Annotated in this window: 19 protein-coding genes; 7 read left to right on the top strand and 12 right to left on the bottom strand. The window is 64.6% G+C overall.

Annotated features, from left to right (window positions below; all coding sequences use genetic code 11):
• Positions 1–6: 6 nt before the first annotated feature.
• The 8 genes from M2432_RS15960 to M2432_RS15925 form a co-directional block, all read right to left on the bottom strand.
• Positions 7–1314 carry a DUF1800 domain-containing protein gene (locus tag M2432_RS15960; protein WP_280827795.1) on the bottom strand — a complete coding sequence of 436 codons (1308 nt, stop codon included), beginning with the start codon at positions 1312–1314 and terminating at the stop codon, positions 7–9.
• Positions 1315–1396: 82 nt separating this feature from the next.
• A complete protein-coding gene (locus M2432_RS15955; RefSeq protein WP_280827794.1) occupies positions 1397–1978 on the bottom strand; it encodes a DUF1707 domain-containing protein in 582 nt (193 codons plus the stop codon).
• Between the two features lie 90 nt (positions 1979–2068).
• Positions 2069–2836 (bottom strand): enoyl-CoA hydratase family protein, encoded by a 768-nt coding sequence (locus tag M2432_RS15950; RefSeq protein ID WP_280827793.1) that lies wholly within the window; start codon positions 2834–2836, stop codon positions 2069–2071.
• Positions 2837–2888: 52 nt separating this feature from the next.
• Positions 2889–4046: an acyl-CoA dehydrogenase family protein gene (locus M2432_RS15945; RefSeq protein WP_280827792.1), complete on the bottom strand. Its 1158-nt coding sequence runs from the start codon at positions 4044–4046 to the stop codon at positions 2889–2891.
• Between the two features lie 2 nt (positions 4047–4048).
• A complete protein-coding gene (locus M2432_RS15940) occupies positions 4049–6007 on the bottom strand; it encodes a biotin carboxylase N-terminal domain-containing protein (RefSeq protein ID WP_280827791.1) in 1959 nt (652 codons plus the stop codon).
• 43 nt (positions 6008–6050) lie between these two features.
• Entirely contained in the window at positions 6051–7646 is a 1596-nt protein-coding gene (locus M2432_RS15935) for a carboxyl transferase domain-containing protein (protein ID WP_280827790.1), read from the bottom strand.
• Positions 7643–8791 carry an acyl-CoA dehydrogenase family protein gene (locus tag M2432_RS15930; RefSeq protein WP_280827789.1) on the bottom strand — a complete coding sequence of 383 codons (1149 nt, stop codon included), beginning with the start codon at positions 8789–8791 and terminating at the stop codon, positions 7643–7645. Before M2432_RS15930 ends, M2432_RS15935 begins: the two co-directional genes overlap by 4 nt.
• On the bottom strand, positions 8788–10503 hold the full coding sequence (locus M2432_RS15925; RefSeq protein ID WP_280827924.1) for a DUF1446 domain-containing protein: 1716 nt from the start codon (positions 10501–10503) through the stop codon (positions 8788–8790). The genes M2432_RS15930 and M2432_RS15925 overlap by 4 nt, the downstream gene beginning before the upstream one ends.
• A gap of 230 nt (positions 10504–10733) precedes the next feature.
• Between M2432_RS15925 and rpmF the strand changes: the two genes are divergently transcribed.
• The 7 genes from rpmF (at position 10734) to M2432_RS15890 (ending at position 17416) form a co-directional block, all read left to right on the top strand.
• Positions 10734–10910 carry a 50S ribosomal protein L32 gene (gene rpmF / locus M2432_RS15920; protein ID WP_280827788.1) on the top strand — a complete coding sequence of 59 codons (177 nt, stop codon included), beginning with the start codon at positions 10734–10736 and terminating at the stop codon, positions 10908–10910.
• Between the two features lie 90 nt (positions 10911–11000).
• Complete coding sequence (locus M2432_RS15915) at positions 11001–11687, top strand: response regulator transcription factor (RefSeq protein ID WP_280827787.1); 687 nt, start codon at positions 11001–11003, stop codon at positions 11685–11687.
• Positions 11688–11824: 137 nt separating this feature from the next.
• Positions 11825–13240 (top strand): HAMP domain-containing sensor histidine kinase, encoded by a 1416-nt coding sequence (locus M2432_RS15910; RefSeq protein ID WP_280827923.1) that lies wholly within the window; start codon positions 11825–11827, stop codon positions 13238–13240.
• A gap of 111 nt (positions 13241–13351) precedes the next feature.
• The gene (locus tag M2432_RS15905; protein ID WP_280827786.1) at positions 13352–14812 is read left to right on the top strand and encodes a trypsin-like peptidase domain-containing protein; all 1461 of its coding nucleotides are present in this window, start codon (positions 13352–13354) and stop codon (positions 14810–14812) included.
• A gap of 85 nt (positions 14813–14897) precedes the next feature.
• A complete protein-coding gene (locus M2432_RS15900; RefSeq protein WP_280827785.1) occupies positions 14898–15392 on the top strand; it encodes a MogA/MoaB family molybdenum cofactor biosynthesis protein in 495 nt (164 codons plus the stop codon).
• A 612-nt stretch (positions 15393–16004) separates the two neighbouring features.
• Entirely contained in the window at positions 16005–16637 is a 633-nt protein-coding gene (locus tag M2432_RS15895) for an MspA family porin (RefSeq protein ID WP_280827784.1), read from the top strand.
• A gap of 146 nt (positions 16638–16783) precedes the next feature.
• A complete protein-coding gene (locus M2432_RS15890; RefSeq protein WP_280827783.1) occupies positions 16784–17416 on the top strand; it encodes an MspA family porin in 633 nt (210 codons plus the stop codon).
• Between the two features lie 68 nt (positions 17417–17484).
• Here the strand turns inward: M2432_RS15890 and mscL are convergent, their stop codons facing one another.
• The 4 genes from mscL to M2432_RS15870 form a co-directional block, all read right to left on the bottom strand.
• Entirely contained in the window at positions 17485–17886 is a 402-nt protein-coding gene (gene mscL, locus M2432_RS15885) for a large-conductance mechanosensitive channel protein MscL (RefSeq protein WP_280827922.1), read from the bottom strand.
• 138 nt (positions 17887–18024) lie between these two features.
• Entirely contained in the window at positions 18025–18690 is a 666-nt protein-coding gene (locus tag M2432_RS15880; protein ID WP_280827782.1) for an SAF domain-containing protein, read from the bottom strand.
• 63 nt (positions 18691–18753) lie between these two features.
• Complete coding sequence (locus M2432_RS15875; RefSeq protein ID WP_280827781.1) at positions 18754–19065, bottom strand: FmdB family zinc ribbon protein; 312 nt, start codon at positions 19063–19065, stop codon at positions 18754–18756.
• A gap of 73 nt (positions 19066–19138) precedes the next feature.
• A complete protein-coding gene (locus tag M2432_RS15870; RefSeq protein ID WP_280827921.1) occupies positions 19139–19720 on the bottom strand; it encodes a 5-formyltetrahydrofolate cyclo-ligase in 582 nt (193 codons plus the stop codon).
• Positions 19721–19754 lie beyond the last annotated feature (34 nt).

The following is a 19754-nucleotide window of genomic DNA, read 5'->3' as shown; positions in this document are numbered from 1 at the left end:
GTCGTCCTAGGAAGTGAGGTTCTCTGGGGTGTTGGCCGCCGCAGCGACCAGTTCCGTTGGACGATTGACCAAGGGGCGCAAGGCCGCTGCGCTCCGGTCGGTCCATGATCCGATGCCCAACAGATAGCCCGCCGCGTCGATGCGGTCCGACGGAGCGACATCGGCCACCGACGAGACATCACCTTTGCGGGCCAGGGCGGTGGCCGCCCGTAACCGCACACCGGCGCTGGCAGTCGACAGCCAGGCCTGGCCGCGCGGCCAGCCACCCACGTCGGGTGGATAGAACGGTTGCTGCCCAAGGATTTTCAGACTCTGATCGATCACCGCGTGGTTCTCCGGGGTGACCGGCACCTTGAGCGAGCGAAGCAGACCGACCATCCATTCGACCGGCGTGTTCACCAACGACGAAGGCTGCGAAGCGAACTCCGGATCGGTCAGGACGGCTGACGTCAGGGCTTTCAGATCCTGGCCCGGTCCGTACGCACCGATGAGGCGGGACAACGCATCGGGTGATGGCGGGTTGTCGGACGCCAGCTGTTGCCAAAGACGTTGTGCGACAAAGGTCGACGACTCCGGACGGGCCAGGACGGTGTCACAGAAGGACTGGGCGTCGAGCGGTCCGGTGACTCCCAAAAGCGTCTTGGAGCCGGTATCGTGCCGCTTGGCCACCAGGGTGGCCTGGCCATCCTTGGCGATCACCCAACCGGTCAACGCCCGGGCTCCCTCCCGGACATCAGATTCGGTGTAGCCGTTGCCATGTCCCAGTGCGAACAGTTCCATGAATTCTCGCGACAGGTTTTCGTTCGCGGCCTTCTTGGTGTTCTGTTGACCATCGAGCCACCGCAGCATGGCCGGATCGGTGAGCATCGCGTAGGCCAACGACCGAAAGTCGCCCAGCACACCGGCGCGGAGCTTCTGGTTCTGCGCACCCATCGTGGCGGCCTGGCGCACCTTGGCGGCCGAGGTGGCGAAGTGGTTGTGCCACAGCAGCGTGAGCTTCTCGTGAAGGGGCTGTTGCACCGACACCATGCGGTCCAACCACCAGGTCGACAGGACGTGCATCTGTTCGTTGAGCGTCTTGTTGTAGGCCTTGCGGGCGGCGACGGTCGCTCGCTTACCGACTGCGGTGGGCGCCGGCAGCAGCGGAATCGGGGTCAGCGTGGTTCCGGGGTCCGTTTCCGGATCGCTGTTGAGTGCTGCCGCCAGGTAGTCCAGCTGCGCTAAAGCCGCGTCGACGGAGGAACCGGTGGTACCGAACCCGGTCCGGCGCAGCACCCGGGCCGCGGCCATCCACTCCGGGGATTGCGTCGCCATTGCGTCATGGTGGACGGCAAGCCTATGTACAGGCTTTGATCTTGCCCACTTGAAGCCAATTCCAAGCGGACCTACAGCAGAGTCATGGGCGCTTGCGGTTCTTGCGCTTGATGCCGACGCTGCCCCACAACGAGAAGCCGCGGATGGTGACATGCGGGGCACCGGGAGTGCCCTGCTTTCCCAGATGGTCGAACGCACCCATCACGCCTATGCCGTGCGCGTCGACATTGACCTCGGGCGGCAGCAGGATGGTCTGCCCACCGAAGATCGAGTACGAATTGATTTCCACCTCGGGCGAGGTGAAGTCGGCGTAGCGCAGATCGATCACACCGCCGCCGAGCAAAGCGAACGATGTCAACCGCTTGGGCACGTTCCAGCGCCCGCGCCGCTCGAAGCCGCTCATGATGGCCAGCAATACTGTCGACGGCGCGGGGTGACACTTGCCGCCGGCCTTCATCGGCGCGGTCGAGATGTACGGCAGGTCGGCACTGAGCTCCGACAACTCTTCGTAGGTCTCGGCAGAATAGGCCCGGCTCAGCCGATCTTCGTACTCGGACATCGGCAGCCGTCCGGTAGCCGCCGCATCACTGAGCAAATGAGCTGTCTGCATGCGATCGGTATCGGCGGCGCGCATGCGGTTACCGCGCGAACCAGGGGTGCTCATCAAGACGAGCCTACGACGAACGACTCCACATGCAAGACCGTTGACAGAACTGTCGCCGCCTTGATGCATCGGCCGGCCGCCCAATCAGCGTCATCCGACCCAGTTCGGCGACCGTTTCTGCAGGAAGGCCATCATCCCTTCGCGGGCCTCGTCGGACACGAACAGCCGAGCAGATTGTTCGGCGAGCGCTCGGGCGTGTCGGTCGAAGTCATCGAGGATGGCAGTTGTGGTCAAGGCCTTGGAGGTTGCCAGACCCTGCGGCGAACCTTTGCCGATCTCTGCGGCCAGGGCATTCACAACGCCGGTGACGTCATCGGTCGCGATGGTGACCAACCCGATCCGCGCGGCCTCAGCGGCGTCGAACTTCTCCCCGGTGACGAAGTACCGACCCGCGGCGCGCGCGGTCATCTTGGGTAGCAGGGTCAGCGAGATGATCGACGGCGCGACACCGATGCGTGCCTCGGTCAGAGCGAACGTGCTGGCGGTGCCGGCAACCACCAGATCGCAGGCGCCGATCAACCCCATACCGCCGGCCCGCACGTGGCCGTCGACGGCGGCGATCACCGGCACCGGCAGCTCCAGGATCGAGCGCAGAAGCGTCGTCGCCTCCTGAGCCCGAGCGACCGCCAGATCGCCCGGGTCCCGGCCGGCGGCCTCAGTCAAATCCGCGCCGGCGCAGAACGTGCCTCCGGTGTGCCCAAGGACCACCACCCGCACGCCCGGATCGTCGGCCGCATCGGCCAGACCCTGACGGAGCTGATCGACCAAGGCGGTCGAAATCGCGTTGCGGTTGTGCGGCGAATCCAGCGTCAGCCTGGCGACATTTCCGTCGACCGTGTAGTGGACCAGCGCGCTCATCAGTGCCCTCTCCTCTTCGATCAGTACCGTCTAATCTTCGCGCAGGCGCTCATCAGTACGACCGGGGGAGGCCCAGCGAGGTCTGCGCCACGAAGTTCAGGATCATCTCGCGACTGACCGGGGCAATCCGGCCCAACCGTGACTGGGTGACCGCGGCGGCGATGCCGTACTCCTTGGTCAAGCCGTTGCCGCCGAGTGACTGCACCGCCTGATCGACCGCCCGCACCGATGCTTCACCGGCGGCGTATTTGGCCATGTTGGCCGCCTCGGCGGCACCGAAGTCATCTCCGGCGTCGTAGAGGGTGGCGGCCTTCTGCATCATCAGCTTGGCCAGCTCGACCTCGACGTGGATCTGTGCCAGCGGGTGTGACAGGCCCTGGTGCGCGCCGATCGGCACCTTCCAGACCTGCCGGGTCTTGAGGTAGTCGGCGGCCTTGCGGATGGCAAAGCGGCCCCAGCCGACCGCCATGGCGGCACCGATGATGCGTTCGGGGTTCAGACCGGCGAAAAGCTGTGCGATTGCGGCGTCTTCGGAGCCCACCAGGGCGTCCGAGGGCACCCGAACCTCATCGAGGAACACCTGGAACTGGCTTTCCGGGCTGATGATCTCCATCTCGATCTTGGTCCAGGACAAGCCCTTGGCATCGGTGGGCACCACGAACAACGCGGGCTTGAGGTTGCCGGTCTTGTGGTCCTCAGTGCGCCCGACGACCAGCACCGCGTCCGCCTGGTCGATGCCCGAGATGAACACCTTTTGGCCAGAGAGGATCCAGTCGCTGCCGTCGCGGCGTGCGGTTGTGGTGATGCGATGGCTGTTGGAGCCGGCATCCGGCTCGGTGATCGCGAACGCCATGGTCAAGGAGCCGTCCGCCAGACCCGGAACCCAGCGCTTCTTCTGTTCCTCGGTGCCGTACTTGGAAATGATGGTGCCGTTGATGGCCGACGAGACCACCATCATCAGCAGTGGACAGCCACCCGCGGCCATCTCCTCCATGATCAGGCTCAGTTCGTACATGCCGGCGCCGCCGCCGCCGTACTCCTCGGGCATGTTGACGCCGAGGAAGCCGAGTTTGCCTGCCTCTGACCACAATTCGTCGGTGTACTGGCCTGCGCGGGCCTTCTCCAGGTAGTAGTCCTGCCCGTAGTTGGCGGCCATTGCGGCGACCGCCTCGCGTAGCGCCTTGCGCTCTTCGGATTCGATGAAAGACATGCTCATTCTCCTTCGGGTACTGCTACGAGGGCCAGGATGGCGCCGACGTCGACCTGTTGGCCGGGTTGGACATTGAGTTCGGTCAGCACACCGGCTTCCGGTGCGGCGATTGTGTGTTCCATCTTCATGGCCTCCAGCCAGATCAACGGCTGACCGGCTTTGACAGCGTCGCCGACGGCCGCTCCCACCCGGACCACCGAGCCCGGCATGGGTGCCAGGAGTGACCCCTTCGCGACGCCGGAATCGGGGTCGGGGAACCGGGGCTGGAGAACCAGATGTGTTGCGCCCAAGGGGGAGTCGATGAACACGTCGTCCCCGTAACGAGCGACGTCGTAGCTGCGCTCAACTCCGTCGATCGACAGCACCACGCGGTCTGCGGCGGCTCTGACCACCGTCACGCCATCGTGGTCGGGCAACTCCACACCCGTGCGGGTGTACCGGTACCGGACCTGATGATCGGTGTCGGATACATCCCGGTAGGCGCGGGTCTGGTACCCCGACGCAAGGTTACGCCAGCCGCTGGGTGCCGCCGCGGAAATGGTTGCGTTGCTGCGGTTGTGTGCGGCGTCGGCCAGCGCTGCGGCCAGCGCGGCCAGCGCCGTATCAGTGTCGGCCGGGCCGGCGAGTTCGGCCAGGCCGTGGGTGTCGAAGAACGCCGTGTCGGTGGCTCCGTCCAGAAAGGCTTGGTGCCGCAGCACGTTCACCAGCAAGTCGCGATTGGTGCGGATGCCGTGAATCTTGGTGCGCGCCAACGAGTCGGCGAGAATTGCCGCGGCCCGCTGTCGGGTCGGCGCGAATGAGATCACCTTGGCCAGCATCGGGTCGTAGAACACCGACACCACCGAGCCGTCCACGATGCCGGTGTCGACGCGGGTGCCGGCGCGGCCGAGCAGGCTGAACTCGGTACCGGCGCTGGGTACCTCGAACCGATGCACGGCACCGGCCTGCGGTTGCCAGTTCTTCGCCGGGTCCTCGGCGTACAGCCGGGCCTCGATTGAATATCCCTGGGTAGCAGGTGGTTCCGGAGCCAATGCGTTGGCGTCGGCGACGCTTATCTGCAGTTCGACCAGGTCCAATCCGGTGGTTTCCTCGGTGACCGGGTGCTCGACCTGCAGACGGGTGTTCATCTCCAGGAAGAAGAAGTCACCCCGCTCGTCGGCCATGAACTCAACGGTGCCCGCACCGGTGTAACCGATCGCGGAGGCGGCCAAACGCGCGGCTTCGAACAGCTTGGCCCGCATGCCGTCAGTGCGTTCGACGAGTGGTGACGGCGCCTCCTCGATAACCTTCTGGTGTCGCCGCTGGATCGAGCACTCCCGCTCGCCGACGGCCCACACGGTGCCGTGCTGGTCGGCCATCACCTGTACTTCGATGTGGTGACCGCTGGCCAGGTAGCGCTCGCAGAAGACCGTCGGGTCGCCGAAGGCGGACTGAGCCTCACGCTGCGCGGCGGCGACTTCGGCTGGCAGCGCCGACAATTCGCGGACGATCCGCATGCCACGACCACCGCCACCGGCCGACGCCTTGATCAGCACCGGCAACTGGTCGGCGGTGACGGTGTCCGGCTGAAGTTCGGTCAGGACCGGCACGCCTGCCGCGGCCATCAGCTTCTTGGCTTCGATCTTGGAGCCCATCGCCTGCACGGCCTTGACCGGGGGACCGATCCAGGTCAGCCCGGCATCGAGCACCGCTGCCGCGAAATCCGGATTCTCCGAAAGGAATCCGTAGCCGGGGTGGACCGCGTCGGCGCCGGAGGCCCGAGCGGCGGCAATCAGCTGGCCGGTGTCGAGGTAGCCGTTGCGGCCTTCCAGGCGGACCCGGGCGTCGGCCTCGGCAACGTGCGGCGACTCTGCGTCGGGGTCGGTGTACACCGCGACGGTGCCGATACCGAGTCGACGGCAGGTGGCGAATACCCGTCGGGCGATCTCGGCCCGGTTGGCCACCAGTACTTTCTGAATCATCGGGGTACTCCAAACTCACGTTCGGCGGTAGAAATGCTCATGGTCACATCCGGAAGACGCCGAAGTTCGACGTCCCCTCGATCGGGGCATTGGCAATGGCGGACAAGCACATTCCCAACACCGTTCGGGTATCGCGGGGGTCGATGACGCCGTCGTCGTAAAGCCGGCCGGACAGGAACATCGGCAGTGACTCGGTCTCGATCTGAGCCTCCACCGCTGCCCGCAGCGCGGCATCGGCCGCCTCGTCAACCTGCCCGCCCCGAGCCTCGGTGGCCGCCCTATTGACGATCGAGAGCACACCGGCGAGTTGGGTGCCGCCCATCACCGCGGATTTCGAACTGGGCCAGGCGAACAGGAAGCGCGGGTCGTAGGCGCGTCCACACATGCCGTAGTGGCCGGCGCCGTACGAGGCGCCGATCAACAGCGAGATGTGGGGCACCGTGGAGTTGGATACGGCGTTGATCATCATCGAGCCGTGCTTGATCATCCCGCCTTCCTCGTAGGCCTTGCCCACCATGTAGCCGGTTGTGTTGTGCAGGAACAACAACGGCGTGTTGGACCGGTTGGCCAGCTGGATGAACTGGGTGGCCTTCTGAGACTCTTCGCTGAAGAGCACGCCACGGGCGTTGGCCAGGATGCCGACCGGGTACCCCCACAGCGTGGCCCAGCCAGTCACCAGCGATGAGCCGTAGACCGGCTTGAATTCATCGAAATCCGAGCCGTCCACGATTCGGGCGATCACGTCCCGCGGGTCGAACGGGATGCGAAGGTCCGCACCAACGATGCCGAGCAGTTCCTCCTCGGGGAACAGCGGCTCGACGACCGGCGCCGGAGTCGGGCCCTGCTTGCGCCAGTTCAGCCGGGCCACGATGCGTCGACCGATTCGGATGGCATCAAGTTCGTCCTGCGCCAGATAGTCACCCAGACCCGAAGTGCGGGAATGCATTTCTGCGCCACCGAGCGCTTCGTCGTCGGACTCCTCTCCGGTGGCCATCTTGACCAGCGGCGGCCCCGCAAGGAACACCTTGGAGCGTTCCTTGATCATCACCACGTGATCGGACATACCGGGGATGTACGCGCCGCCGGCGGTGGAGTTGCCGAACACCAGCGCGATGGTCGGGATACCTGCCGCGGACAGTCGGGTCAGGTCGCGGAACATCGCCCCACCCGGGATGAAGATCTCCTTCTGGGTGGGCAGATCAGCGCCGCCCGACTCGACCATCGAGATCACCGGTAACCGGTTCTCCCGGGCAATCTGATTGGCGCGCAGCATCTTTTTCAGCGTCCACGGGTTGCTGGTCCCGCCCTTGACGGTGGGGTCGTTGGCCACGATCAGGCACTCGACGCCCTCCACTACGCCGATACCGGTGACCAGGCTGGCGCCGACGACGAAGTCGCTGCCCCAGGCGGCAAGCGGGCTCAGCTCGAGGAACGGCGAGTCCGGGTCGACCAGCAGCTCGATGCGTTCACGGGGGGTCAGTTTGCCCCGAGCGTGATGGCGGTCAACGTATTTCGCGCCGCCGCCGGCCAGCGCCTTGGCGTGCTCGGTGGCGAGTTCGTCGAGTTTGGCCGTCATGGCGTCGGCTGCCTCGGTGTAGGCCGCCGAACGCGGATCGAGGGTGGACTTCAACTTGGTCATGACTGGAACCCCAATGCCTTGGCGGCCAGCGAGGTCAGAATCTCGGTGGTGCCGCCGCCGATGCCGATTATGCGCATGTCTCGGTACTGACGTTCGACCTCGGACTCGGCCATGTAGCCCATCCCGCCGAACAACTGCACGGCCGCGTTGGCCACCCACTCGCCGGCCTCCACCGCAGTGTTCTTGGCGAAGCACACCTCAGCGATCAGGTTCGTCTCACCGGCCAGCTGACGCTCGACGACATGCCGGGTATAGATCCGGGCCACGTCGATGCGGCGGGCCATTTCGGCGAGGGTGTTCTGCACGGACTGCCGTGAGATCAACGGCCGGCCGAAGGTTTCCCGATCTCGGCACCACTGCACCGTGAGGTCGAGACACCGCTGCGCACTCGAATATGCCTGGGCGGCAAGGCCGACGCGCTCTGAAACGAAAGCCCCGGCGATCTGCAGGAAGCCGGAGTTCTCCGGACCGACCAGGTTGGCGGCCGGCACCCGGACGTCGACGTAGGACAGTTCCGCGGTATCCGACGAGCGCCAGCCCATCTTCTCCAGCTTGCGGCTGACTTGGAAACCAGGGGTATCCCGGTCCACGACGATGAGCGACACCCCAGCCGCACCCGGTCCACCGGTGCGCACCGCAGTCACCACATAGTCGGCGCGTACGCCGGAGGTGATGTAGGTCTTGGCGCCGTTGATGACGTAGTGGTCACCGTCGCGGTCCGCGCGGGTTGTCAGGTGCCCGACGTCTGAGCCGCCGCCGGGTTCGGTGATGGCCAGCGAGCCGATCATGTTGCCCTGCAACGTCGGACGGACGTAGGTGTCGATCAACCGCTGATCGCCCGCAGCGATCATGTGTGGCGTGGAGATGCCGCAGGTGAACAGGGAGGCGAACACGCCGCCGGGTACGCCGGCGTAGTGCAGCTCCTCGCAGACGATCACTGCGTCGGCGCCGTCCCCGCCGCCACCACCGACCGATTCCGGCGCCTGAGCGCCGAGCAGACCGGCGTCGCCGGCAGCGCGATGCAGTGAACGCGGTAGGTCGCCGCTGCGTTCCCACTCGTCGACGTGGGGCAGGATTTCCCGTTCGGCGAAGGCGCGCACGGTCTTTCGTAGCGCGTCACGTTCGGGTGTGGTCCAGATGGTCACGAAAGTAACTCCTCAGGAATATCGATGTAGCGCGAACGTAGCCATTCCCCAAGGCCTTTGGCCTGTGGGTCGAAACGGGCCTGGTAGGCGACGCCTTCGCCGAGGATGTCCTCGATGACGAAGTTGACGGCGCGCAGGTTCGGCAGCAGATGCCGACTGACCGGCAGGTTGGCGGCCTCCGGCAGGAGTTCGCGGAGCTTGTCGACGGTCAATGTACGTGCCAGCCAACGCCATTGGTCATCGGCTGTTCCCGTCGCTTCGCTCGCCCCGGCGGCACGCACCCAGAGGCCCACATTAGCCGAGCCACCCTTGTCACCGCTGCGGGAACCAGCGATGGTGCCCAGCGGAACACGACGCGCCGTGCCGGTCGGCAGTGGTGTCGGTAGCTCAGGCTCCGGAACCACGTCGAGTGCCAACGTTTCGGCGGACGGCGCGATGTCGATCCGGGTGCCGTCGCTGCGCACCGCGACATGTGGGACCAGCGTGGCATCGACGTAGCCGGGCTTGAATGTGCCGTATACCTGGCCTTCCCCGGGCGGTGCGGTGGTTGTGAACCCCGGGTAGCTGGCCAGCGCGAGTTCGACTGCAGCCGAGGAGAATTGCCGTCCGACCTTGGCCGGGTCGGGGTCGCGGACGGTGCAGTGCAGCAGTGCGCTGGCGGTCTCCTCGGTCGGAGCGTCGGCGTGGTCGGTGCGGGCCAGCGTCCACTGCAATTCGGCCGGCTTGACCGTCATGTTGGCTTCCAGTTGTCGCTGCAACAGCGACGCTTTCGCCTCGATGTCCAGCCCGGTCAGGACGAATGCCGCCGAGTTGCGGAATCCGCCGATGCTGTTCAGCGACACCTTCAAGGTGGGCGGGGGAGCCTCGCCGCGGACGCCGGAGATCAGTACGCGGTCGGGGCCATCGTCGGTCAATTGAAGGGAGTCGACCCGCAGTGTGACGTCGGGATTGGCGTAGCGCGCGCCGGTGATCTCGTACAGCAGCTGGGCGGTGACGGTGTCGACGGTCACCGCGCCGCCGGTGCCGGCGTGCTTGGTGATCACAGACGAGCCGTCGGCGCGAATTTCCGCCAACGGGAACCCGGGCCGCATCAGATCGGGGATCTCGGTGAAGAAGGAGAAGTTGCCGCCGGTGGCCTGGGTGCCGCACTCGATGACGTGGCCCGCGGCGACTGCTCCGGCCAGCACGTCATAGTCGGTGCGGGTCCAGCCGAAGTGAGCCGCGGCCGGTCCGACGATCACCGAGGCGTCGGTGACCCGGCCGGTTACCACGACGTCCGCCCCGGACCGCAGGCAGTCCACAACGCCCCAGGCGCCCAGATAAGCATTGGCCGACAGCACCGACCCGAAACCGAGCTCGTCGGCGCGGCCCACCAAGTCGTCGCCCTCGACATGGGCAACCTGCACCGTCAGCCCCAGCCGCTCGGCCAGTGCACGCACCGCGGTCGCCAGACCGGCGGGATTCAGCCCGCCTGCGTTCGCCACGATCTTCACGCCTTTATCCAGCGCCAGGCCCAGGGACTGCTCCAGCTGCTTGAGAAAGGTCTTGGCGTATCCGAGCTCGGTGTTTCGGGCTCGGTCGCGGGCCAAGATCAGCATGGTCAGCTCGGCGAGATAGTCGCCGGTGAGATAGTCCAGCTCGCCGCCTGCCAGCATTTCGTGCATTGCCGACAGTCGGTCGCCGTAGAAACCCGAGCAATTACCGACCCGGATTGCCGGTGATGTCACACACACTCCCGTCGTTCAACCAACCGGTAGGGAGGTTAGTCGTTACTAGCGGTCTCGCGTCAAGGGCTCTGGGTGCAGTGTTGCCCGGTGAGGGCGGCGTTTTGGAGGGTACGCAGGTCAACCGCTATCCTGAGATGCAATCGCTGCCGCTCGCCTTGTTCGTTTGTGGCGCGGCTGACCAGCAAGCAACACCATCTAGCAAGGAGATGCACGTCATGGCTGTGCCCAAGCGCAGAATGTCGCGCGCGAACACCCGTAGCCGGCGCGCGCAGTGGAAGGCCGAGGCCACCGGTCTGGTCAGCGTGAACGTCGCAGGTCAGCAGCGCAAGGTGCCGCGTCGCCTGCTCAAGGCTGCGCGCCTGGGTCTGGTCGACCTCGACCGTCGCGCCTGAGGCACCTAGCCTGGCTTCGGGCAGATTTTTTGCTGCCCGACTGGCGCGTCTTCTCAGTCCACTCTCAGATGGTGGGGTGAGACTGTGCCTGTGCGCATTCTTGTAGTCGACGATGACCGCGCTGTGCGCGAATCCCTGCGTCGATCTTTGTCCTTCAACGGCTATTCCGTCGATCTAGCCCAGGATGGCGTCGAGGCGCTGGAACGTATCTCCAGCGATCGACCCGATGCCGTGGTTCTCGACGTGATGATGCCCCGGTTGGATGGCCTGGAAGTCTGTCGGCAACTCCGCAGTACCGGGGACGACCTTCCGGTGCTGGTGCTGACGGCTCGGGATTCTGTGTCCGAGCGGGTGGCCGGTTTGGACGCCGGCGCTGACGACTACCTGCCGAAGCCTTTTGCACTCGAAGAACTGCTGGCCCGGATGCGTGCGCTGCTGCGCCGCAACCGACCGGAGGACCGCGCCGATTCGGCCACGCTGACCTTTTCCGATCTGAGCCTGGACCCGGTGACCCGTGAGGTCACCCGTGGCGAGCGTCAGATCAGCCTGACTCGGACCGAGTTTGCGCTGCTGGAGATGCTGATCGCCAACCCGCGACGGGTGCTGACCCGCAGCCGCATCCTCGAGGAAGTGTGGGGCTTCGACTTTCCGACGTCGGGCAACGCGCTTGAGGTCTATGTCGGCTACCTGCGTCGCAAGACCGAAGCCGAGGGAGAGCCGCGCCTGATCCACACCGTTCGCGGCGTGGGCTATGTGTTGCGCGAGACGCCTCCCTGATGTTTGACGGCATGACGCCCAGAAGCCTGGTGTTCAGCAGCGACAGGTCTGAAAAGACCGTGCCCGTTCCGACCATCTCGGCTCAGGGTGACGCAGCGCTGCACGACGCCAGTTCGGTGTCGCTGAAGTGGCGCGTGATGCTGCTGGCCATGTCCATGGTGGCGATGGTCGTCGTGCTGATGTCCGTCGCGGTGTACGTGGTGGTATCCAAAGCGCTCTACGGTGACATCGACAACCAATTGCACAGCCGTGCGCAACTGCTGATCGAGAGTGGCTCACTGGCACTTGACCCGGGCAAGGCCATCGAGGGTACGGCGTACTCCGACGTCAACGCGATGTACGTGATTCCGGGCCGTGCCATCTACACCGCAAATCAGCAGGGCGAGACGTTGCCTGTGGGCGCTCCGGAGAAGGACGTCATCGCCGGAAAGCTGCTGATGTCGCTGCGGACCACCAACTACCAGCGCGTGCTTGCCGTGCACCTGCCGTCCGGCAGCTCGCTGTTGATCTCCAAGAACCTGTTGCCGACCAGTCAGGTGCTCAAACGCCTGGGCACCATCTTGATGATCGTCGGGGGCCTGGGCATGGTGGTTGCCGCGATCGCCGGTGGGACCGTCGCCCGCACCGGCCTGAGACCGGTGGCCAGGCTGACTGAAGCTACCGAACGGGTGGCGCGCACCGATGATCTACGCCCCATTCCGGTCTACGGCAATGACGAATTGGCCAGGCTCACAGAAGCTTTCAACATGATGCTGCGGGCATTGGCGGAATCCCGGGACCGGCAGGCGCGGCTGGTGTCCGACGCCGGCCATGAGTTGCGCACACCATTGACGTCGCTGCGGACCAACGTCGAACTCCTGATGGCTTCGACAGCGCCGGACGCACCGCCGTTCCCCGAAGACGAGATGGCGGGCTTGCGTTCTGACGTGATTGCCCAGATCGAGGAGCTGTCCACCTTGGTGGGCGACCTGGTGGACCTGACCCGCGACGACGCCGGCGTGACCATCCACGAGCCGGTCGAGATCGCCGAGGTTGTTGATCGCAGTCTGGAGCGAGTTCGCCGTCGCCGCAACGATATCGACTTCGACGTCGATGTGGCTGGCTGGCAGGTCTACGGCGACAGCGCCGGGCTGTCGCGGGCCATGCTGAACCTGCTCGACAACGCCGCCAAGTGGAGCCCCGTCGGTGGCGTCGTGTACGTCAGGCTCGGCCGCATCGACCCTATGCACGCCGAATTGGTGGTGGCTGATCAAGGGCCCGGGATCCCGCCCGGCGAGCGGGCGCTAGTCTTCGAACGCTTCTATCGGTCGATGACCGCGCGGGCGATGCCGGGGTCGGGTCTGGGGCTGGCGATCGTTAAACAGATCGTGCTCAAACACGGTGGCGCGCTGCGAATCGAGGACGCAGTCCCGGGTGGGACACCGCCAGGGACAGCTATTCATGTGGTGCTGCCCGGCCGCCCATCAGGAGTGGAGACACACCGTCGCGCCGGATTGGACGTATCGGCCATGACCACGGAAAATGGAGAGCCCGGAACACCAGATGAGACCTAGTGTTCCCTAATTGTCCGCTAAGTCGATTCTCAGCCCCAGCGGGAACTGTTGGACCGTATTGTCCGTTGCCGTGGCAGCGGATCCGCATGACAGGAAGAGTGCCGACCAGCTATGACTAACGAGCCGAGGTATTCACCGCAGCCCGAGCCGAGCCGGAGCGCTGATTCCTACCAGGGAGCACAGGCACCCGGTGCGTCTCAGCGGGCGGAGTCGTATGACTGGCGGTATGCAACCCAGCAGCGGTCCCAGACCACAGGCACTTATCAGGCTGGGCAGTATTCGGGTCAGTATTCGGCGGGGCAACAGGCCGGGCCTTATGGCACAAGTGCGTACCGAACGGGCCAGACCGGAACTGGTGCATACAGCGCGGGCCACTACAACAACGGTCAGTACGCGCGGCAGCAGTTTGCCGCCCATCCATATGACCCCTACCGCTCTGCGCCCAACGGCATCTCGCCACGTCCGCAGCAGCGTTCGCGCACCGGGGCTTTGATTGCCGGTGCATTGGCTATCGCGGTGGTGTCGGCGGGCATCGGCGGCGGTGTTGCGCGACTGGTCGGGCCCGATGAGCCGGCCGCTGTCACCACGGTGTCAGGGAACGCGTCAGGCCGGCTTGCGGTCAATGCCCCGGCCGGCTCCATTGAGCAGGTTGCGGCCAAGGTGGTGCCCAGCGTGGTCAAGCTGGAAACCGATATGGGGCGTCAGTCTGAAGAAGGCTCCGGCATCATCCTCACCCCGGATGGCCTGATCCTGACCAACAATCACGTCGTAGCCGCGGCGAAGGTGCCTGTGGGAGCGCCTCCGGTACAGACCAAGGTCACTTTCAGCAACGGCAGTACGACGACGTTCACCATCATCGGTACAGATCCCAGCAGCGATATCGCGGTCGTTCGCGCCCAGGGCGTTTCAAACCTGTCGCCCATCACTGTGGGCTCATCGACCAATCTGGTGGTGGGCCAGCGAGTGGTCGCCGTCGGTTCGCCGCTTGGCCTGCAGGGCACTGTTACCGAGGGCATCATCAGCTCCCTGAACCGCCCTGTCGCGGCCGGCGGTGACGCGAAGAACCAGAACACCGTGCTGGACGCCATCCAGACCGATGCGGCCATCAACCCGGGTAACTCCGGTGGCGCGCTGGTCAACATGAATGGCGAACTGGTGGGCATCAACTCGGCCATCGCGACCCTCGGTGGTGACTCCGGGCAGTCACAGAGCGGTTCCATCGGACTCGGTTTTGCCATCCCGGTCGACCAAGCCAAGCGCATCGCCGACGAACTGATCAAGACTCAGGACCACATCGCCAGCCACGCGTCGCTGGGCGTTCAGGTGGGTAACGACGCCTCCATTGACGGTGCCAAGATCATCGACGTGACCAGTGGTGGTGCGGCCTCCGCGGCCGGCCTCCCCAGTGGCGTGGTGGTGACCAAGGTGGACGACCGGGTTATCAGCAGCGCGGACGCCCTGGTGGCCGCTGTGCGGTCGAAGGCGCCGGGCGACCGGGTGACGCTGACCTACCGGGACAACTCCGGTAAGCCGCAGACCGTTCAGGTCACGCTGGGCAAGGCTCAGCAGTGACGATCGGTCGCACGATGACGGTGTTGATGCGCTGTGCGGCATCCGGTGCCCACCCGTGTGGGTTCCGCGATATACGGTGACATCCATGGAACAGCCAGGGGAGTTGGTTGGCCGGGCGCTCGTCGTGGTCGTAGACGACCGCACCGCGCACGGGGAAGAGGATCACAGCGGGCCGTTGGTCACCGAGTTGCTCGGCGAGGCGGGTTTCCTGGTCGACGGTGTCGTCGTGGTCGAGGCCGACGAGGTCGAGATTCGCAATGCGCTGAACACGGCAGTGATCGGCGGTGTCGATCTGGTGATTTCGGTCGGCGGCACCGGGGTTACACCCCGCGACGTGACGCCGGAGGCCACGCGCACCATTCTCGATCGCGAGTTGTTGGGTATCGCCGAGGCGTTGCGATCGTCGGGACTGGCCGCGGGTATTTCTGACGCGGGCTTGTCCCGTGGGCTGGCCGGCGTCTCGGGCAGCACGCTGGTGGTCAACGTCGCGGGTTCGCGCGCGTCCGTGCGGGACGGCATGGCCACTCTTGGTCCGCTGGCAGCACACATCATCGGTCAGCTTTCCAGTCTGGATATCTGAGCCGATCGGCTCAGTGGTTCACCCAATCGGCCGCCGGGGCGGCGGTGGAACAGCGCCCGCGTAAGCTCAAAACTGATCGGGACATCAAGTAATGTGATCTTAATCACGTGCAATGAGGCTGTGTGATGAGCGAAACGAAACCTCCGCGCCACGTAGTTAACAAGGTATTCGGTGATGCTTTACCGGCAGCATCCAGCGATGAGCGCGACGACCGCCAATCAGAAGAAGACACGGGTCGCGACCGATGGCTACGGGATAACGTGCCCCCGCACCACGGCTGAGCACGGTATTTCGCTGAGCCGTATAAAGTGTCGGGCCATCCGGCAGATTGCGCCGGTCAGACGCCTGTAGCAGACGCACAGACGGTCTCGGTCGGGTAACGGTAGGTCCCATGTCGGTTGCAATTTGTCATTAGTTCCCAGCAAACTCTGCCCGCTTGGGAATATTTGGTAGCCGGGCTGACGTACGCGTTGCCCGGTAGTGCGCACCCCGTTATGTTCCACGTGTCAATAATGAGCAGCTGATAAGAGCACCATGTGAATCCCTGTCAGTTGACTTGTGAATGGTTGTGCGGTGGACGGCTCGGTCACCGCCTACAGAGCTAGGGAGAACATGAAGGCGTTCACGCGAGTGCTGGTGGCGCTGATCGCAGCAGTATCGGCGCTTCTCGTGGGGGCGGGTACGTCCCATGCGGGCCTGGACAATGAGTTGAGTCTGGTTGACGGCCAGGATCGGACGTTGACTGTTCAGCAGTGGGATACGTTCCTCAACGGTGTGTTTCCGTTGGACCGCAACCGGTTGACGCGTGAGTGGTTTCATTCGGGCAAGGCCAAGTACAAGTGTGCGGGCCCGGGTTGTGACGAGTTCGCCGGCACGTTGGAGCTGGGTTATCAGATCGGGTTCCCGTGGTCGCTGGGTGTGGGCATCAACTTCAGCTACACCACGCCGAACATCCTGTTCGACGATGCCAACTGGTATGGCGGTAATCCGTTCAACTCGATCATTACGCCGAACCTGTTCCCGGGTGTGTCGATCTCTGCCGACTTGGGCAACGGTCCGGGTATCCAGGAGGTCGCGACGTTCTCGGTGGATGTCTCGGGCCCGGCTGGGGCGGTGGCGGTGTCCAACGCGCATGGCACGGTGACCGGTGCTGCCGGTGGGGTGCTGCTGCGCCCGTTCGCCCGCTTGATCTCCAAGGCCGGTGATAGCGTCACGACTTATGGTGAGCCCTGGAACATGAACTAGGTCTAACAGCAGCGGCACCGAGCCTCTATGCTTAGGCGCCGAAGACGCATCGGGGCGGCGTCGACAAACCGCGCGGCTTGTCGACGCCGCCCGTCGTCTACCACGAGCTTCAAACCGCAGAGAAGTATTTCCACAAGAGGGAGAACATGAAGGCATTCACGCGAGTGCTGGTGGCGCTGATCGCAGCAGTATCGGCGCTTTTCGTGGGGGCGGGTACGTCCCATGCGGGCCTGGACAATGAGTTGAGTCTGGTTGACGGCCAGGATCGGACGTTGACTGTTCAGCAGTGGGATACGTTCCTCAACGGTGTGTTTCCGTTGGACCGCAACCGGTTGACGCGTGAGTGGTTTCATTCGGGCAAGGCCAAGTACAAGTGTGCGGGCCCGGGTTGTGACGAGTTCGCCGGCACCTTGGAGCTGGGTTACCAGATCGGCTTCCCGTGGTCGCTGGGTGTGGGCATCAACTTCAGCTACACCACGCCGAACATCCTGTTCGACGATGCCAACTGGTATGGCGGTAATCCGTTCAACTCGATCATTACGCCGAACCTGTTCCCGGGTGTGTCGATCTCTGCCGACTTGGGCAACGGTCCGGGTATCCAGGAGGTCGCGACGTTCTCGGTGGATGTCTCGGGCCCGGCTGGGGCGGTGGCGGTGTCCAACGCGCATGGCACGGTGACCGGTGCTGCCGGTGGGGTGCTGCTGCGCCCGTTCGCCCGCTTGATCTCCAAGGCCGGCGACTCGGTGACCACCTACGGCGAACCCTGGAACATGAACTAGCAGTTGGACCTACGAAGACGGCCCTCGGAGCAGCTGAACGCTCCAAGGGCCGTTTTTTTGCGGTCAGATCACTTGTTGTCGACGGTGTCGTCGACCGGTTCCTTGTTGTCGAGCAGATCACGAATCTCGGTGAGCAGCTTGATCTCTGCCTTTACCGCGTCTTCCTTGACGGCGCGAAACTTGCTGTAGGGCAGCACGATCACGAAATACACCACCGCAGCGACCAAGGCGAAGTTGATGGCACCGCTCAACACATCGTTCAGATCCATGAAGTTGTCCTTGCCGGGCAGCGGGATCTTCAGCACGCCGTAGGCATGCTTGCCGCCGGCGCCGATGCTGGTGATCAATGGTTTCACCACACCGTTGGTAAAGGCGGTGACCAAGGTGGTGAACGCGCCGCCGATGACGACTGCTACGGCAAGGTCGACGATGTTTCCTTGAGCGAGAAATTCCTTGAAGCCCTTGAGCATGAGTTCCTCCATACGAGTTGACCTGTTACCCATGGAACGGTAGGACGCACCGTCGTCGTGCGCAGGACTCAGATATCTGATGATTGCAACAGATGCGCACCGGTAACGGAATCGATATTTGCTGGTTTGTCAGACGCATCAGTGCAGTGTCACGGTGATCTGGCGGTGCAGCGAGGCGCCGGCAACGGCGGTGGCACTCATGCGGGGCAGTGCCACCAGAACGATGCGATCGGTGCCAGCCCCGAGGGCTTTGGCGCGTTCGGAGACCAGGATCACCGCGGCGTCGGTGGCGATCACCTCAGGCCCGGCGTCTCGCTGCACCACCGCAGAATTCTCGGGGCCTGCCAGTACATCGACCACATCCCCGGGCCGCAGCAGATCGGGTAAGGCGGCGTCGGCCAGATGCAACGGAACAATGCGGGCGTCAGGTCCGGTCGCGGATTGCGCCAACCGGGAGCCGAGCAGGCGCAGGTCTGTGATCACTTCGCCGCGGCGCGCCGGGCCGGTCAGCCGGGCCCCGACGGCCTTCTGGATGTCGGTCACCGATCCATCGGGAACGCTTGTTGCAGAACGTGATTCGAGAAAAATATCGTCAACTGCAAGTTCAATGCCCGGAGTCAGGTCGTGTTTGGCGATCACCACGGCGACCCGGCCATCGGATGGTTGAGGGCGGAAGGCGAGTACCGCGGCGAGCACCACCAGTGCGCCCGCGGCCACTCGTCGGGCAGTCGCCGTGCGCGTCCAGTCAGGCCGCAGCTTGTGTAAGAACCGACCGATTAACGGCGCGTCAAGTGAATCCTCCATGGGGCAACGGTAGGCATGACGCGCGTAAAAAACAGGCCCGGCGACACCCGGCCTGTGGATAACTCAGCTGGATGCGGCAGCGGCGGCGGGAGCCGGTGCGCTCGAGCTACTGGAGCTTGACGACGAATCAGACGAGGAGCTCGAGGAACTCGACGACTCGCTCTTGGCCGGCGCAGCTGCGGTGCTCGAACTCTTCGAGTCGCGGCTGTCGGTGCGGTAGAAGCCGCTGCCTTTGAACACAACGCCGACCGAGCCGAACAGTTTGCGCAGCCGACCGTTGCACTGTGGGCACGTGGTCAGCGCGTCATCGCTGAAAGCCTGCACCGCGTCGAACCGGTTGTCGCACTCGGTACACGCGTAGGAATAGGTCGGCACGTAAACCTCCGAAGATGGTCAAACTTTTTAGCACTCTATCGTCTCAAGTGCTAGAACCGCTATGTGGGGCTCGTCATTCCCGACGAGTAGCCAGCCTGACCAGCCCCGACCCCGGGGCCAGGGCATGTGTCATCGGGACGTCGTGCGGCTCGGCCGGTAGTTGCGGTAGCAGTTCGTCGTCGTAAATGACCGCCACCAGCATGATGTCGGGGGCAGCCAAAGGCAGCGATCGGTCGTAGAAACCCGCGCCGCGCCCAAGCCGGACGCCTGTTCGATCGACCGCCAGCGCGGGAACCAGCACGACGCCGGCCTCGGCGATGGCCTCCGGAGGCAGTCGCCGGCCGACGGGTTCCTGAAGTCCGAAAGCGGCTGGTACCAGCTGGCCCGCGCGGTATTCGCCCCAACTCAACGGCGCCTCGGGCGTGGTCACCGGTAGCAGAACCCGCGCTCCGCGGTCCACCAGCACATCAAGCATGGCCGGCGACCCGGGCTCGCTGCCAACCGGTACGTACGCACACATGGTGCCGCCAATTTGCGGCAATTGTGAAATATGGTTGACCAGCGCTTCTTCGGCCTGCTGCCGCTGCTCCACCGACAGTGCGCGACGCTTGGCCAGAATTGCCTTGCGTACCTCGTGTTTTGACTCGTCCGACATCATGTAGCGCACCGTGCCATCACTTTGTCCATGT

The organism is Mycobacterium sp. OTB74, assembly GCF_029892685.1.
GTDB lineage: Bacteria > Actinomycetota > Actinomycetes > Mycobacteriales > Mycobacteriaceae > Mycobacterium.
Note: the sequence above shows the minus strand (reverse complement) of the source record. Positions and strands in the feature narration are given on the sequence as shown.